The sequence below is a fragment of the Anaerobiospirillum sp. NML120511 genome (genome assembly GCF_023050955.1).
Taxonomy (GTDB): domain Bacteria; phylum Pseudomonadota; class Gammaproteobacteria; order Enterobacterales; family Succinivibrionaceae; genus Anaerobiospirillum.
In genome coordinates this window covers 14,367-32,888 of the sequence record NZ_JALKIK010000047.1, presented here as the reverse complement: position 1 = coordinate 32,888, position 18,522 = coordinate 14,367, and the positions used below count along the sequence as shown (strand labels likewise).

Below are 18,522 nucleotides of genomic sequence, written 5' to 3'. Positions count from 1 at the left end.
CTGCTGCCCCACTTGTTCCTGAGGAAGATTCAGTACTCAAAAAGCCTCCAAAAGTTGAATGAAACTTTGTGCTGAGCGGCTGATGAACATACAGCCGGGCTGGTTCTGATACACCAGGTTCAGGTCTTTATGCAGCCTGGGGTACCAGTGGTTAGATTACCAGGAATATGAGCTTATAACCATGATCTGTATCTTGTTTTACGATATTTTCCTGAGCCATCTTTCATGGCTATAACAGCAGGTACATGCCGCTACAGTTAAACCCGGCCTAACAGTTTTCAAAGCAGGATCATATGCTGTTTTGGATACAAGATGGCTACATGAGATGGATCTTATATGGTCAGTAATATTTAAGTACCTTATGCAGCACAAATCAGCTCAATAAGGCATGAATTTCTGTTTATGAGGGGTATTCCTGCGACGGGCGTTATCCAGCTCCTGAAAATTTAGTACGGATCGAACATTTACTTCTATTAATCAATTTCTCGATAAGGCATATAAGAAACAGGCTGGCCGGCTCAGCAAAATCAAATCATTGTATATCACAGTGATCCACTTTATGCTGTGACGGGCGGCCCTGAATTTTCGATGTTAACAGGGACAAGTTATTCCCAAAGTCCACATCAAGGTCAGGCTTCATCTTAGGGCTTTGCAGAGGCTGAAGCCGAAGATAAGCCCCAGGTCCAGGCTGAAGCCCGAGACGATTCAATAATGAAAACAAGGTCATCAGCTTTGCTACTATGCATGGTGAGGGCTCTGTCTGAAGTGGGAGAAATTGAGGATATAGCGGTATTTAGAGATACCGATATTAAATCCGTTTCCAGAGACAGGGGTGAGGTTCTCACCTTATTCAGCCTCATCGCATAGAGCAGCCCGCATAAGCACGTAGCAGCAGGTCTCTGCCTGAAGGGTCAGGGTGAGTTTCACTGGTAATATACAAGGGCAGCCTCGGGCTGCCTTTTTGTTGTAATGTCACGAACTCTGTGCGTCTGCTGCGATTTGTGTGACTGGCCGCACTTGTCAGAAGGCCGCAGTATATTAGGATTTGCAATTGACATTGTCAGTGGCCTGTATGCATTTGCATCAACCAGGGGCTGGGCAGTTGTGAAGGAATGCCCTGTCACAACCCGTCCAGGCTTGCATGCCTGATACAGGCAGTGCGAGGGGCAGTGAGATCGTTTAACAGCTGTCGGCTTACAGTGACTGGTTCATTGCGGCAGGTTCACAGTGATTGGTTCATCGCGGTCGGATTATAGTGGTTGGTTCAAACGGTCGAACCACAGCGATTGGTTTATAGCGGTCGGCTCACAGTGATCGATTTACAGGCGTAGATAATATAGCAAGTTCGATATTAGAGACCGCAACGGAGAAAGCACATGTTTACAGCTAAAAAACACAGGAACTCAGAGAGCAGACCATATATACAGCTGCAACAGCATGCTCAAAACATCATAAAGACAGGGGAGAGAATGAAGGCGTATGCAGCTCAAATGGACAGTATCAGATCTGCATCTGCATCTGTATCAGCCACGGGTGAGGCACCAGTCGCAAAGCCAGACGCAGAGAACGGCTCTGCCAAAGGAGGCAGGCAGGATTGACCTGGCAGCTGCATGGTCTGGTTAGGGAGCCAGATGTAATCAGGTACTTAAACAGGAAACAGCCTTCGGAGTTCCGACAGGAGCCTTAAGTCTGGCACAGGCGTCTGCGGTATCAGCCCCCGTGGGAGCATCTTGTCCATTTGAAGCTCAGATTACAAAAGAGGGGCCTGACGGACAGGCAGACCTGCTCCGCATAAACAGTACAGGCATAGCTTACCTGCCCAGCAAGAGGCAATTTCCGGGGCTGCATGACAGTACCTGACGTGCTGAACAGTGTATCCAAACAGTGTGTCTGGATAACTTAACAGGCCCATGCTCCCTGGCAATAATGTTATTGTATCAGTCGTGATTTTGATGGCACATATACCATATTTTTATCCGTGTTGTTTTGAGCGATTTGACGTGTAGATATAGCCGACACCTGTTTTAAATCTCTCAAAACAGCACATGTTACAAAGATAACTGATTTGATTCCTGTAAACCGCGTATTTATAAGGTTTAACGTAACATTTCTATAAAATCTTGATACATCATAAGACCAGAGCCATTTATCTGTCTTGAAGTACCTTTAACTGCCGCTTTTTAAAGGCTGCAGCAGTCGTTTTTCTCATGGCGATAGCAAGAAAGTGAGCAAAAACAGGGTCCAAAAACTCCGTCTAATTTAACATATTCTGTATTTACACAGTACTGTAATTATAAAAGAACAGATGCATCAATTAAGTGCATAAATGGGGCATAATAGTGCATTTTTGATACTGAACAGCAGTTCTGCTGATTACTAAGGACAGCTTTAGCTCCTTAAAACCAGCCATCACATTCATTTATGGCCCTGGCAGAGCTGTCTCATACAGGGGCTATATTGGGCGTGATGCAGCTGTAGAAGTCGTGCAAATAACAGGGCTGATGACATAAATGCAAATTACTTACAGGGGGTAAGTTGGAGCATGAATGGGTCAATTGGCTGTCCTCGCATCCCCTGGTTCAGCCTCAATACCACATGAAACGGGACTGGTGAGGGGCGGCATAATCCCTGATTCGTGACTGCATTGGGGTTCTTAAGTCTAACGTTAACTGCTCAAATCAGGGGTCGCGCTCTACCTGGACAGTACCAGATAACTGTGATCATGTGACGAGCATTTTGCTGTATGCAAATGTGCTTGAGAAGTAGCAATATGGTCACCTGAACATGGTGTAGAGCTGACTGACAGGGCCTGTCGTCTGCCATGCAGCAGGGCCCTTAACACCGGTAGCCAGGTGGGGAAGATAACAGCTCATGGGGTATGGCAGAGGCCTGGTTTGTGCCTCTGCTGTACCCTGATTTTCAGTATCTATAACAGGGCTGATCCTGAACATCGTGACGGCTATACTCAGCCTCTTGATGGCAGCTGCGTACTCTCCTTTACCTCTGAACAAGCCTGCATATGTACCATAATGTAAAGCTGTTCAGTGTCAAATGTCTGTGACATATGGTAAGGATATTTGAGCTGTACAAAGCATATGTGCAATGGATAAATGGGCCCTTTAAGGTACAGCTTCAATCAATGGCGAGAGCTGCCGAAAGCAGTGTGGAAGGCAGCTGATCATGGCCTTAAGGTTCACAATGAGCCCTCAGAAAAGAGGGGCGAACAGGGTATGCAGCAGGTGAGTCAGAGAACCAGTATGACGGAGATTACAAGCCTGCATCAGCCCTGCTTTATGGCCTCAAATTAATTTTACCTGCAGCATGTAAGTTAAGTTCCAATATTGTGCATCAGTACTGGCAGGCCTGCTCTGACTGCAATGGAAAGACAGGTCAAGTGCGCTGCTGGCAGACCATCAGCCAATAGCCGTGGGAGTAGTTTAAACGGTAAATATTCATTTTCATTGGACTCAACAGGCGGGACTGAAAAGGGCAGTTCTGACCTGAACAGGGCGGGATTAAAAGCAGAATGCAGGGCTGTAGCTGGGGAATGCGATGAGTATGACCGAGGCCAGTATTCTTAATTTTCTGGCTGCTTAAAGGCAGTTTGAGCTCTCCTGTATTGAGGGTCCAGAGTCCTTCATTACCAGGGTTTGCAGCTGGTGGGGCAGGTATCAGGGCAGGGGAGTAGGGCTGTGCCCACAGCCAGAAAACGGGCAGCGTGGCAGGGGAGCTGGGACAATTATCCTGGTGTAACAGTATCTGTCAGTTGTGACACGTACTATTAGTAATACAGCAGCCAGCACCGGGATCGGCCTGGGGAAGTCTCCCTTATCCTGGGTATGTAAAGAAGGGAGAGGGAGGAGGAAACAGGGGCTGCGGCATGAGCAGGTTAATGCCCGGCAGCTCTAAGAAAGGTGGTCATAAAGTGGTAAAGAGGCAGTGTTACAGCTCTGCCCTGGACAGCTGCTTCCGGCGGCTTGAGCAATCTCTATATAGGGACATTACAGATGTCAGTCGGCGTTCACGAGCAATAATTTGTTATGAGGGAGCATGACCATTCTCCGTGCGGGCTGCCCGTAACTTTAACAATATTATTTGTCCAGTTTGGGCCTCTGCCCATGGTACTGATTAACGCTCTGCTCTGGTCTCTGGCAGCAGACTAATACCGGCTGACATGCCCGGGCACTTCCTTTGTGTCCCAGGGGGCTGTCGCCTGCCTGAGAATTTAACATAATGACAATTATAGGAACCACACAGTGCCACCAGATGCTAATATATCAAATAAGTCAAAATGCGATCTCCTCGACAAATCCCCACAACGAGAGTTACAGACAGCCCCTGCAACACTTGATTTCCCCTCGCCAACATGATCTTCCATCCACAGAACCCAGAGCAGCTGCACAGACATAATCACCCTTAAAGTACTATTAAATTTGTCCAGACAACAGCGCTACAGGCAGGGGCAAACAGGGTAGGGGAAGGGCAGCAAATCGGACGCTCGCGAAGAGCAAATTTGATCACTATGAAGCGGCCCCATCAGATCTTCCCCTCAGCTATTGATACTATATAGTTTGTCCAAACTAAGGATCGACACAGAGGACTTTCCGGCAGGCCAGACTCACTCAGTTATATCGACAGAATCTAATATCTACCCCCTGCCAGCCTGCCCCTGCCCTGCTCATTGAGCAGCAAGTAATCCCCTCCTCTGCTCTTCAGACAGATAGTCCTATAGGCGCAAATTATTTGCATAGAGAAAATTTGCATGACACAGTATTTTGAGACTTGGGCGCTTGCTGCTGTATAGGGATCAGCAGGCCATACCTCAGAGTTTTACGGAGGCAGTGACAGCTCCCTTACAGCCCCTGCTCTGACCTGTGCCGGTCACTACTGAGTTTTGGGATCGGCATATTACAAGTCAGCAAAATACGGAGTACACTCCCGGCTTTTGTGCCCCTGTAGAGGGCCAGCAGCCACTGTGCAATCTGCCTCTTCCTCTATATAAAGGAAGCATCTTGCCGGGCCAAAACTGGCAAGGACAAATACAGTAGATTTTCATATACAGCTGTCCCGCCTGGAGACAGTATTGATACTGGTCTTGCGGGCAATCTGACCGCCATCGAGCCCATGGGCCAGCTCGGAAAAACTCCACTGTCTGACGACAAAAAGTGTGCCAGTTTGCTGACTGTTGTACTGGTTTGAGCGAGTTAGCTGACGCTGATGGCGCCGGCTTCCAGGTGTGCCTGACCTGGCAGCAGTTCTTGCAAAGCAGTGCCGGAGGCACCAGTTTTGGAGGTGGTCAGGAGGGCTGTGACCTCCCGTATCAGGGTGTGAAGATGGAATCAGGCAGGCGGGATAAAGTCTCCCCTGTCGCCCTGCCCATGCATGCTTCTCAGGATCTGCTTAACCTGCAAAGTGAACAGTTTGCACAGAAAATTTAGATCACAAATATTGATACTTTAGGGCCATTTCACATCTGTGTATGGCTGGCGGCATTCGGCCACTATCACCCTGTTTCCCTGCTATATATAGTAGCTGCAGCCTGGGCCTGTCCCTCGCTGGAAAAGCTGCCGGGCAGCAGCAAAATGCCTCATTCTTTGCACGCTCAAACGCCCCCTGTGAAGGAGTTCAGAGGGCAACGTATTCAGGGTGTTACTGATGGCTTTTCACGCCCTGCTTAAGGAGCATCACGTGACCATGTTAAGAGCTGCAAGCGTCCCTGTTGAGCAGTGCAGCTTACAAAGAAATGCTAGTTTGCATAGAGAATTCATGATCACACTTAGTGACACTTTTGGCTGACTTACAGGGGATCGAAAAGGCCGGTCAGAGTCGCGTGGTCAGACGGAATAAGCCTGTGAGGTTACTTCTCAGGAAGGTCTAAATGTCCCAGGCAAGTACACTCGTGGCGGCTCAAGAGTTTTACAAGGAGCCCCGAGCGCTGCTTCCAAAGGTTCAGAAAAGTATCATTGACTGTGACACTGTACTTCGCACAGACGGCCTCAATATCTTGAGCATACTGACAGTCAATTCTGTACAACCAGGGCTGTCTGCCCCATGATCAGGCCCATTTGATATTGCAGTTATTCTATATGTGCTTTGCACTATTTTGTTACCCTGATCAACTTGCTGTCTGCAAAATATTTAACATATTATTCAAAGCTGAACAGATACAATTTACTCTGCCACTTTCACCACCTCCCAAACACCATAAAAATACCCCTGCTGTACGACCGCTGAGCTGACTAAGGACAGCCGCACAGTTCATAAAATCGCTCAAAACAACACTAATTTGAAAAACTTGATGCAGATCCCATATATATGCAAAAGCTAGATACATGTCACGGATTAGACGTTTACCTGTCCGATCTCTTCTACTTAACTTTTATAAAATTCGATTGATTTAAGGACGGTTAGCTCTGTATAACATCAGGGATGACTTTCTAATCTATATAGCTCTATATGTCAGCTGGTAACGACCCTACTGACCATGTACAGGTAAGTCCACCGGTGTGCCGCGTAATAAGAGCTCTATCACCCGCTTGATTATGGTCCTGTTGCTAACTTATGGCCCCTGCAGGTAAGGCACATTAGGAACGCACCATAGCGGACTCTGTATGGGCTTACGAACCAGATATCTCGTCTACAGGTTATATGGGGACTGCATATGACCGTAACTCAGCTACAGATGCCTGTATGCAGCTCTACGAGTGTGCTCTGCACCAGGTGATTATGCCCCCGTACTAAACGGTAATGCGCTGTATGAGCGTCTGAGAGGCCTCTGAGCTATATCTGATGTACTCGGCTGGCCGATCATTCGCTGCGGGCCTGTGACTCGGCTGCCCCATATATGTACCCTGCCGGGCTTCACAAGAACTCCGTTCCGGCCCAGTGGAAGCGCTTAACAGGCGAGGAATGATGAATAACCCACCTGCATCATCCTGCATGCCGACAGCGTAGAAGAACTTTAAATGGGCTGCATAACACGTCTTGCCTCTGCTATGGGACCGCTCCCTGTCAGAGCAGCGATATAGTCTTTTAAGGGCTGCACTCCTAAAGCTCCTATGCCTGCCCAGTACCCTACTGAAGTATGTCGCTCCGACTGCCACAATTTTGAAGTTCCGACTGAGCGGAAGCTATTCCACTCGCGCTTTTAGCCCCATCACTCAGGGCCATGACCTCTGTCTACCCCAGCCAAAATCATCATCAATACAGCGCCGCTGGAACAACTTCGATGCCTGTCTTGTACCTTCCTGAAGTATGTCGCTCCGACTACCATACTTTTGAAGTTCCGACTGAGCGGAAGCTATTCCACCTGCGCTTTTAGCCCCATCACTCAGGGCCATGTCCCCTGTCTACCACGACCAAAATCCCTATCAATACAGCGCCGCCTGAACTTCGATTCCTGTCCGGTACTCTCCTGAAGCATGTCGCTCCGACTACCATACAATTGAAGTTCCGACTGAGCGGAAGCTATTCCACGCGCGCTTTGAAAGCCCACCCTTTCCCGCATCTTTCCTGTCTCACCCGGCCAAAATCATCATCAATCCAGCGCCGACGGAACTTCGAGGCCTGCCCGTACCTGCCTGAAGTCTGTTGTACCTGACAGCCCCCATCTCTAACGAAGAGCCCTCTATTACCGTGGCACCGTGCAAATGCCCGCTGCAGCATCTGGAGGCGTGCGGAGCAAGCTGCTGGCCTCGTCGTGGATGACTTCCTTTCACCCTTTTCGACTCAGTTAATGATGCAGCTGTGATTTTCTGCTAAAAGTGCCTGTCAAAAGTACCTTTTTATCGGCGTTTGTGCATCGTAAAACTTGGATCCAAGGGCGGATTTACGGGCTTTTTAGTGATCTCAGATTAGTTACTGTTTTGTACGTCAGAGGTGCACTGAAAGTGACATTTGGCTGTACCAAAACACGATCTGTTTCATACTTTTTAATTAAGCCCTGTCTCCTGTTGAATAAAAGTGATCAACTGAAAATTTCGTTTCAGGTGCTTTGCTAAAATTTTGCGCTATTCGAGGATCTGTATGTACCACTCCCGACCATAGTTTGCCCGGGCACGGCGCTGTTGCGCTGAGCTTTTGGGGCTGCGGTATGACCGCCAGGTCTTTATCCGGATATAAGGAGTTTCGGGAGTATCTGTAAGCTGTTGAGGCTTATGCCATTGAGGCTTCGGCTGGAGTTCTTACCGGGGCCTGACAACAGCGGGTACCTGTTTATAAGAAGAGATTGCTATGCAGAAAGTTACACTGAAACTGGACTTTGATGGTTTTGCAGCTGAGGCTCAGCAGAGTTCCTTCAAGGATCGTGTCTATACTGATTTGTTACGCCGTTTTGCCTACGGCACTGATGCCTCCTGCTACCGCTATATTCCCCACATAGTGGTCCGTGCTTTTGATGAGCAGGAAATCCGTGAAATCTACCGTCTGGCCAGCAAGTACGAGACTCCTGTTACCTTCCGTGCTGCCGGTACTTCGCTTAGTGGTCAGGCCTCCTCTGACTCCATTCTGGTACTGGCCAATGCCCGCTGGCAGAAGATCAAGGTAAGCGATGACCGCAGCTCCATTTTCCTTGACTGTGGTGTTATCGGCTGTGAGGCTAATGAGGCCCTCAAACCTTTTGGCCTGAAGATCGGTCCTGATCCAGCCACCATCAACAATGCCATGATTGGCGGTATCTTCAACAACAACTCCTCAGGCATGTGCTGTGGTGTCAAGCAGAACAGCTACAACACCATCAAGTCTGTACGTGTCATTCTGCGTGACGGTACCGTACTGGATACCTCTGCCAATGCAGCTGCTGGTGAGGACGTTGCCAGCTTTGCCCAAAAGCACCCTGAGATGGTTGAGGGCCTCATGAAGCTGCGCAACAGCATCCTTGAGGACAAGGAGCTCTGTGCCCAGATCGCCCGCAAGTTCGCCATTAAGAACACAACCGGTTACTCCATCAACTCTCTGCTTGATTACTCTGAGCTCAGAGACATCCTCAATCACATCTTTATTGGCTCTGAGGGTACCCTTGGCTTTACCTCCAGAGTTGAGTATGAGTGTATTAGCGACAGCGCTTTCAAGGCCTGTGCTCTGCTGTTCTACCCTGATCTGGACAAGGCAGCTGTAGCAGTTAAGATTCTGGCCAAAAATCAGGACATAGTAAGCTCCGCTGAAATCATGGATTACGCCTGCCTCAAGTCTGCAAAGGACATTGATGGTGCCCCTGCCGAGCTTCAGACTGCTGTTGAGGGTCAGTGTGCCCTGCTGGTACAGCTTGAGGATGCCACCCAGGAAGCTCTTGATGCAAAGATTGCAAAGGTTACCAGCCTGCTTGAGCCTGCTCCATCCATGTTCGGTACTAACTTTGTATCCGATCCAAAGGTTATGGCGTCTAACTGGACTATCCGTAAGTCTATTCTGCCGCTGACTGCTTCCTTACGTCCATCCGGCACCGTAGTTATCACTGAAGACGTCTGCTACCCTGCTGACAACTTTGCAAAGGGTATTGCTGAGATTACCCGTCTGTTCAAGGAATACCAGTTCGAGGGCTCTATTTTCGGTCACGCCCTTGCCGGTAACGTTCACTTCATCATTACCCCTAACCTCTCCGATGCCAAGGAGTCAGCCCGCTTTGCCGGCTTTATGGAAGCCCTGGTTGAATCCGTATGTCAGCTCGACGGTTCTACCAAGGCTGAGCACGGTACCGGCCGCATGGTAGCTCCATTCGTTGAGCGTGAGTGGGGTAAGAAGGCTTATGACATCAACGTAGCTATCAAGGAGCTATTTGATCCTAAGTACCTTATCAACCCTGATGTCATCATCACCGATGACCAGAACATGCACTCCAAGAACTTCAAGGGCTCTTCTGAGGTTGAGGCCTTTATCGACAAGTGCATGGAGTGCGGCTTCTGCGAAAAAGTATGCCCAAGCCGTGAGCTCACCCTGACCCCACGTCAGCGTATTGCCGTACGTAAGGAAATCGTACGACTTGAGAGCATGAATCACCGTACCGAAGAAGAGACCCAGCAGCTTGAAGAGCTCAAGAAGGGCTATGAGTACTTCGGTATTGAGACCTGTGCCACCTGCTCCATGTGTTCTACCTTATGCCCACTGGAGATCGACACTGCCAGGATTGCAGAGACTCTCAAGCCTCTGATGCGCAGCCCTGCCCGTAAGGCCATTGCCATCGCATCTGCTGAGTCCTATGCCACTACTCTGGGTCTTGCCAAGGCCGCTCTGGTATTTACCAATACCGCCATGAAGGTAGCCGGTGACAAGAAGCTCAGCGACCTGAGCCGTCCAATCAACCAGAAGTTCAAGATTCCTTTCGTACCTGTTTCCATGCCTAAGGCCAATATCCGCAAGTACGAAAACAAGACTCAGGCTGGCAACGATCTCAAGGTGCTCTACTTCACCTCCTGTATCAACCGTATGTTTGCCCCACGTCTTGAGAAGCTCGACCAGCGCCCTCTGCAGGATGTCTTTGAGACCCTGTGCCAGAAAGCCCGCATCGACGTAATCTATCCTGAGAAGCTCAAGAGCCTGTGCTGTGGCAAGTCCTATAAGGACTATCCTGAGGTTCAGAAAAACAAGATGCAGGAGCTGATTGATACCATCAAGGGTATTACCGGCAGCTACAACAACTACATCGTTGTTTGCGACCACTCTGCCTGCTCCTACGAAATTCTCAAGAAGCTCAAGATCGACGGCCAGCCACTCAACTTCTACGATATGCCTGTATTTATCGAGAAGGTACTGCTCGATCGCCTCACCATTACCAGGACTGATGAGGATGTTGCCATTTACCCAATGTGTGCCACCGTCAAGGGCAAGTGGGACAGCTCCTTAAAGGCTGTGGCTCAGGCCTGTACCACCGGTAAGGTTTACGTCCACGAGCGCACCAGATGCTGTGGCTTTGCCGGCAACAAGGGCTTTAACTGCCCAGAACTCAATGACAGCGCCCTGCGTCTGTTCACTGAGTACTATGAGGGCGAGCAGCGCGCCAATCCGAAGCTGCAGCGTGGTTACTCCAGCTCCAGCACCTGTGAGGTTGGTCTGAATACCCACAGCGATATAGCCTGGCAGAACCTGCTCTATCTGGTAGACAAGGTAGCCTCAGCCAAAGAGTAATACTGGTAACAAACACAGGCACAAAATCGGACAGCAGCTGCAACCTGTTTTCAAAAAGCTCATAAAGGTCCGCAGGCGTTTCACCAGGGCACTTTATCCTCTCGGATAAGCACAGGTACCACCTGCCATAGAAAACGCGCTGTAGCGCGCTCTATGGGGCTGTAGCTGCGATGTTCTGAATTTGTTGTTTCAAGGGCCTCTCCTTTTTCAGGGGAGGCCCTTTTTCTATGCCTGTGAACAGCCATAGTTTTACACTACTGTGTAATTATTGAATATGTTATATTGTGTTGCATCGATTGATTTTGCTCAAAAAGCTCATATGTCATAATATGACGCATAAAGTCCGTATATATCAGATTTGTGGGCACTTCAGCATGAACCAAAGGCTGTTTGTGCTTACTGCTATTGAGAATAAAACCGCTTATTTATCAGCTTTTTAAAGAATGATGCAAGAATGGCATGCCATGAGGTTCTACTGCATCTACGCACCGGTTAATTCATGTCAGGTGCGGGCGCCTGCAACTCTCCATGCTTTGATGGGTATATATTCGTTTGATAAGTAAGCCACCCTGCCAAGGAGTAAGTCGTGCCTGCTATTGAAGAGTTCATCAGCGAACTGCGTTCTTTTCCCTTTTTCGAACACAGAGAAAGCGCTGACCACTACACCGTGATTAAGTCGGTCTTTGAGGCTGACGGGGTATGGAACGCTTCTATGCTCAGGCACTGGATGAAGCACATTAAGCCTCTTGAGAGTAGCGCTGTTGAGCAAATTGGTGATGAGCAGATTGATAAGGTATTCGAGCAGATATCGGTGGACCTTGGTGACCTGCTCTGGGAGAAGTGGAGTGCCTTTATTGAGCGCGAGGGGCTGGAAAACGAAACCGGACTTGATAACGAGATGCTCGACAACGTCAAAAGAGATCTGGCCTGGGCCTGCGTCGAGCACCTGCTTGAGACCCCGGGATTCTTTACCTCCCTGCTGTCTGTCTATCGCGCAGGCTACCTGCCATGCTCATGGGATGAGGCAAATGAAGGCGGCCGCCTTGTGGTGCTGTAGAACTTCTGGAAAGCTGGAGTCCATGCTGTGGCATGGTTTTGCAAGAATGTCGTATGACCCACATGGCTGTTTGATTACAAATATGGCCGTTCAAAGAGATAAAAGCTTTAGTCCACGGGTAGAACAAGGACAAGGACTCCTCAACACAGACATCAGAGCTGCATCGCCCTGAATCATTGATCCTGCTCTGATGGACTTGATATATCCCGGCAAACTTGCCCCTGCACTTGCGCTGAGACAGTAATGGCAGTAAGGTGAAGTTTGCTTACTCTCTTTATCATTCAAGGCGGATCTTTACGATCCGCCTTCTTGTTTGCATTTATTTAACATGGTGTAAAAATTGCGTGCCTACATACAACACTGACATTTCATAACCAGGCGCTGATCTGCCTGATTATGCCAGCCGTTGCATCGGCTAAAAAGCAAGAAAGAGAGAAAAGAAGATGGCACTTTACGTTAATACGAACGTCAGCAGCATCAATGCCCAAAGAAAGCTGAGCAATGCGACTCTGAACCTCAATACCAGCTATCAGCGCCTTTCTTCCGGCCTGAGAATCAACTCTGCCAAGGATGACGCAGCCGGTCTTCAGATTGCTGACCGTCTCACCTCACAGATCAATGGCCTCAACCAGGGCAACCGCAACACCAACGACGGTATCGCCCTTGCCCAGACCATCGAAGGTGCCCTCGACGAAACCACCAACATGCTCCAGCGCATCCGTGTGCTGGCAGTCCAGTCTGCCAACGGTACCAACTCTGCCTCCGACCGCAAGGCCCTTCAGGAAGAAGTTACTCAGCTCTCCCAGGAAATCAACCGTATTGCCCGCCAGACCACCTTTGCAGGCGCTACTGTGCTCAATGGCCCGCGAGATAAAAACAACGGTAGTGCCTGGTTACAAAACCCTACAAGCTTAATTCCAAGCGTAGGTTCAGCAAATGCCGGTAAAATTGTCTTCCAGGTAGGCGCAAATGCAGGCGATACTCTGAATATGGACTGGGCAGATGCATTCACACTATCTGGTCTGGCTAAAATGGCAAATCTTGGCGCAGCTGTTGATATAACGGCCAATAAGAATGCGCAAAAGGGTCTGGTAGTTGATGGAACAACAGATGCCGCTAAGGCAGAGGTCCGATGGACTATATCTGCTGCGTCACTTGCAACAAACACTCTTGCCAACATTGATGCAGTTATTCAGGCAGTAGACTCCAAGAGAGCCAACCTTGGTGCTTTACAAAACAGAATGGAGAGCGCTATCCGTAATCAGGCCTGTATTTCAGAAAACGAGGCCGATGCCCGCTCAAGAATCAGGGACACAGATTTTGCCGCTGAAACTGCAGCTCTGACTCAGGGCAATATCATTCAGCAGGCCTCCCAGACAGTTCTGGCCCAGGCTAACCAGCGTCCTACCATTGCGCTCAGTCTGCTGGGCCGCTAACCCTTTTCCAAAATTTCTTACTTTCTCAAGTTTATCAAGGCGGGCAAAGACCCGCCTTTTTAACACCTATTAAATTTGGTGTAAAAATTGCTGGTTTTTTGACACATAAGTTAATTTTGAGAGACAGGCAGTTGCAGCTGCCCATTTTTGCCGCATGCGGCAAAACAGACTTAAGAGAGAGAGAATGAAATATGGCACTTTACGTTAATACGAACGTCAGCAGCATCAATGCTCAAAGAAAGCTCAGTAATGCGACCCTGAACCTCAATACCAGCTATCAGCGCCTGTCCTCAGGCCTGCGCATCAATTCTGCCAAAGATGATGCAGCCGGTCTCCAGATAGCTGACCGTCTGACTTCTCAGATCAATGGCCTCAACCAGGGCAACCGTAACACCAACGACGGTATCGCCCTTGCCCAGACCATCGAAGGTGCCCTCGACGAAACCACCAACATGCTCCAGCGCATCCGTGTGCTGGCCGTCCAGTCTGCCAACGGCACCAACTCCGCCTCCGACCGTAAAGCCCTTCAGGAAGAAGTAACCCAGCTCTCCCAGGAAATAAACCGTATTGCTCGCCAGACCACTTTCGCTGGCGCTACTGTTCTGAATGGCCCAAGAGTAACTAATAAGGGTCAAGGTGCAGATTCATACCTTAACAACCCAACCAGTCTTATTCCAAGCGCAGGCAGTGCCAATGCCGGTAAGGTTGTATTCCAGGTAGGTGCTAACGCTGGTGATACTCTTACTTTAGGTTGGAGTGAAGCATTTACAATGTCTGGCCTTGCTAAAATGGCAGGACTTGGCGAGGCAAAAAATATTGCCGCTAACAAGGACGCCCAGAAAGGTATTGTAATCGACGGTACAGATAAATCACAGGTTCGTTGGACTATCTCTTCTGCTTCACTTGCTACTTATACTCTTGCAAACATCGACAAGGTTATTCAGGCTGTAGACTCCAAGCGTGCCGGTCTTGGCGCTTTACAGAACAGAATGGAGAGCGCTATTCGTAATCAGGCATGCATTTCAGAAAATGAGGCCGATGCCCGCTCAAGAATCAGAGACACAGATTTTGCCGCTGAAACTGCAGCTCTTACTCAGGGAAATATCATTCAGCAGGCCTCCCAGACAGTTCTGGCCCAGGCTAACCAGCGCCCTACTATCGCGCTGAGCCTGTTAGGCCGCTAACAGATTAAACTCTTTCTCTTTATCGTTCAGGGCAGGCGCAAGCCTGCCTTTTTAATTCACGATCCTAGATATAGAAAAATGGTGCAGAAGTTGCAGCCATTTTGATATATAAGCACTTTAAGAGAGAAAGACAGTTGCAGCTGTCTACGTTTGCCGCCTGCGGCAAACATACTTAAGAGAGAGAATGAAATATGGCACTTTACGTTAACACGAACGTCAGCAGCATAAATGCGCAAAGAAAGCTGAGCAATGCGACTCTGAACCTCAATACCAGCTATCAGCGCCTGTCCTCAGGCCTGCGTATCAACTCTGCCAAAGATGATGCAGCCGGTCTCCAGATAGCTGACCGTCTTACCTCCCAGATCAATGGCCTCAACCAGGGCAACCGCAACACCAACGACGGTATCGCCCTTGCCCAGACCATCGAAGGAGCCCTCGACGAAACCACCAACATGCTCCAGCGCATCCGTGTGCTGGCAGTACAGTCCGCAAACGGCACCAACTCCGCCTCCGACCGCAAAGCCCTCCAGGAAGAAGTTACTCAGCTCTCCCAGGAAATCAACCGTATCGCCCGCCAGACCACCTTTGCAGGCGCCACTGTGCTGAATGGCCCATATGTTGCCGGTAAGACTGCTGGCGAAGCACATCTCAATAACGAAAACAGCCTTATTCCGGCCACAGGTCCTAGCAAGAACTCAGTTCTTTTCCAGGTAGGTGCTAATGCAGGAGATACACTCGCGCTTAGCTGGGCCGACGCTTTTACAATGTCAGGTCTTGCAAAAATGGCCGGACTTGGCGAAGCTAAAGATATTGGCGCTAACAAGGATGCCCAGAAAGGTATCGTAATTGACGGTACAGATAAATCACAGGTACGCTGGACTATTTCAGCTGCGTCACTTGCTACGTACACACTCGCAAATATCGACAAGGTAATTCAGGTTGTAGATTCCAAGCGAGCTGGCCTTGGCGCTTTACAGAACAGAATGGAGAGCGCTATTCGTAATCAGGCATGTATTTCAGAAAATGAGGCTGATGCCCGCTCAAGAATCAGGGACACTGATTTTGCCGCTGAAACTGCTGCACTGACTCAGGGCAACATTATTCAGCAGGCTTCCCAGACAGTACTTGCTCAGGCTAACCAGCGCCCAACCATTGCGCTAAGCCTGTTAGGCCGCTAATTATTTACTCTCTTTCTCTTTTAATTAAGGCGAGCACATGCTCGCCTTTTTAATGAATTCGATAAATATGAGCTTTATGGCTTGCTTATTGCTTGTTTTTTAATACCTATGCCATTTAAGAGAGAGCGACAGTTGCAGCTGTCATGATATTGCCGCAATTCGGCAAGACAAACTAAGAGAGAGAGTGAAATATGGCACTTTACGTTAATACGAACGTAAGCAGCATCAATGCTCAGAGAAAGCTCAGCAATGCAACTCTGAACCTTAATACCAGCTATCAGCGCCTCGCTTCCGGCATGCGCATCAACTCTGCCAAAGATGACGCTGCCGGCCTTCAAATCTCCGACCGTCTTACTTCCCAGATTAACGGCCTTAACCAGGGCAACCGCAACACTAATGACGGCATTGCCTTAGCTCAGACCATTGAAGGTGCTCTCGACGAGACCTCCTCAATGCTGCAGCGTATCCGCGTCCTGGCCGTTCAGTCCGCCAATGGCACCAACTCAGCCTCCGACCGCAAAGCAATCCAGGAAGAAGTAACCCAGCTCTCCCAGGAAATTAACCGTATTGCCCGCCAGACCACCTTTGCTGGCAACACCATCCTCAATGGCCCACGTGTAACAGGCAAAGCTGATTACACTAACAATCCTACAAGTATTATTCCAAGTAAAGGTGCTGCTAACGAAGGCAAAATAATTTTCCAGGTTGGCGCAAATGCGGGTGATACTCTTACCTTAAACTGGAGTGATCCTTTTACAATGTCTGGCCTTGCTGTCATGGCTGGCCTAGGTCCTGCTAAAGATACAGCACAAGGTGGTAAGGATTACAACAAGGGTATTGTCTATGATGGCGACAAATCACAGGTTAGATGGACAGTTTCTGCAGCCTCTCTGGCCACATACACTCTTGCCAATATAGATGCTGTTATCCAGGCCGTTGATTCCAAGCGTGCTGGACTGGGCGCTTTACAGAACAGAATGGAGAGCGCTATTAGAAATCAGGCTGGTATTTCTGAGAATGAAGCTGATGCCCGTTCAAGAATCAGGGACACAGACTTCGCCGCTGAGACTGCCGCTCTTACTCAGGGCAACATCATCCAGCAGGCCTGTCAGACCGTACTTACCCAGGCCAACCAGCGCCCTACCATTGCTCTGAGCCTGTTAGGTCAAGGCTAAGAATCAAACAAATAAGCATATTTCTCTATCCCTTTTAGGCGAGCTGAGGCTCGCCTTTAGGAGCAGATAGAGCTTTGATGTACTTTCAGCGCAGATCTGATAAGTACAATTTAGAGAGAATAGACAGTTGCAGCTGTCCGATTTGCCGCATACAAGGCAAATCCAAGAGAGAGAGTATGAATTATGGCACTTTACGTTAATACAAACGTCAGCAGCATCAATGCGCAAAGAAAGCTCAGTAATGCCACCCTGAACCTCAACACCAGCTACCAGAGACTGGCTTCTGGTATGCGTATTAACTCTGCCAAAGACGACGCTGCAGGTCTTCAAATCTCCGACCGTCTCACCTCCCAGATTAACGGCCTTAACCAGGGAAACCGTAACACCAACGACGGTATTGCCTTAGCTCAGACCATTGAAGGTGCTCTCGACGAGACCACCTCTATGCTGCAGCGTATCCGTGTTCTGGCCGTACAGTCAGCCAACGGCACCAACTCAGCCTCTGATCGCAAAGCTATCCAGGAAGAAGTAACCCAGCTTTCCCAGGAAATCAACCGTATTGCCCGCCAGACTACTTTTGCAGGCAACACAATTCTGAATGGCTCAAACAACCCGAACGCCAACGATCACCTGAAAGAGACCAAAAGTATTATTCCCAGTGCTGGTTCAGCTAATGCCGGCAAGATTATTTTCCAAGTAGGTGCAAATGCAGGTGACACACTGGCATTAAATTGGTCTCAGGCATTTACAATGTCAGGACTTGCCAGGATGGCAAATCTGGGTGAGGCCAAAAACATTGCCAATGTTAAAGATGCAAAGTCAGGTATTGTAATTGATGGTGCCGATAAAACTCAGGTTCGTTGGACCGTCTCTGCTGCATCGCTGGCAACATATACACTTGCCAACATTGATAAGGTTATCCAGGCAGTAGACTCCAAGCGTGCAGGTCTGGGCGCTTTACAGAACAGAATGGAGAGCGCTATCCGAAATCAGGCCGGTATTTCCGAGAATGAGGCAGATGCCCGCTCAAGAATCAGGGACACAGACTTCGCAGCTGAGACCGCTGCTCTTACCCAGGGCAATATCATTCAGCAGGCCTGCCAGACCGTTCTTGCACAGGCCAACCAGCGCCCTACTATCGCTCTAAGCCTCTTAGGCCAGTAAATTCTACAGAATCATCACTTTCTCTTTATCGTTCAGGGCGGGTCATTGGCTCGCCTTATTAAGGGATAGTAGAAGTAATACGAATCTACAGTTTTAATAGTGGATACAGTGCCTGCACGCATCTTAAAAGTTAGATTGAGGAGATTAAATCCAGCTCCTGAACTTCGCAAAGGTGCTTGCCGCTATAGACCTGATATTGAGGTCTGGAAA

Annotated in this window: 7 protein-coding genes; all 7 read left to right on the top strand. The window is 49.0% G+C overall.

Features of this window, described 5'->3' with window-relative positions:
- Positions 1-8,232: 8,232 nt before the first annotated feature.
- The 7 genes from MXE39_RS10945 (at position 8,233) to MXE39_RS10915 (ending at position 18,312) form a co-directional block, all read left to right on the top strand.
- Entirely contained in the window at positions 8,233-11,118 is a 2,886-nt protein-coding gene (locus MXE39_RS10945) for an FAD-binding and (Fe-S)-binding domain-containing protein (RefSeq protein ID WP_246978727.1), read from the top strand.
- Positions 11,119-11,704: 586 nt separating this feature from the next.
- Positions 11,705-12,175 carry a hypothetical protein gene (locus MXE39_RS10940; RefSeq protein WP_246978728.1) on the top strand — a complete coding sequence of 157 codons (471 nt, stop codon included), beginning with the start codon at positions 11,705-11,707 and terminating at the stop codon, positions 12,173-12,175.
- Between the two features lie 443 nt (positions 12,176-12,618).
- On the top strand, positions 12,619-13,611 hold the full coding sequence (locus MXE39_RS10935) for a flagellin (RefSeq protein WP_246978729.1): 993 nt from the start codon (positions 12,619-12,621) through the stop codon (positions 13,609-13,611).
- Between the two features lie 191 nt (positions 13,612-13,802).
- The gene (locus MXE39_RS10930) at positions 13,803-14,795 is read left to right on the top strand and encodes a flagellin (RefSeq protein WP_246978730.1); all 993 of its coding nucleotides are present in this window, start codon (positions 13,803-13,805) and stop codon (positions 14,793-14,795) included.
- A 191-nt stretch (positions 14,796-14,986) separates the two neighbouring features.
- Positions 14,987-15,973, top strand: coding sequence for a flagellin (locus tag MXE39_RS10925; RefSeq protein ID WP_246978731.1), 987 nt, complete (start codon positions 14,987-14,989; stop codon positions 15,971-15,973).
- A gap of 191 nt (positions 15,974-16,164) precedes the next feature.
- Positions 16,165-17,148, top strand: a complete 984-nt coding sequence (locus tag MXE39_RS10920) for a flagellin (RefSeq protein WP_246978732.1) — start codon at positions 16,165-16,167, stop codon at positions 17,146-17,148.
- Between the two features lie 183 nt (positions 17,149-17,331).
- Complete coding sequence (locus MXE39_RS10915) at positions 17,332-18,312, top strand: flagellin (RefSeq protein ID WP_246978733.1); 981 nt, start codon at positions 17,332-17,334, stop codon at positions 18,310-18,312.
- Positions 18,313-18,522 lie beyond the last annotated feature (210 nt).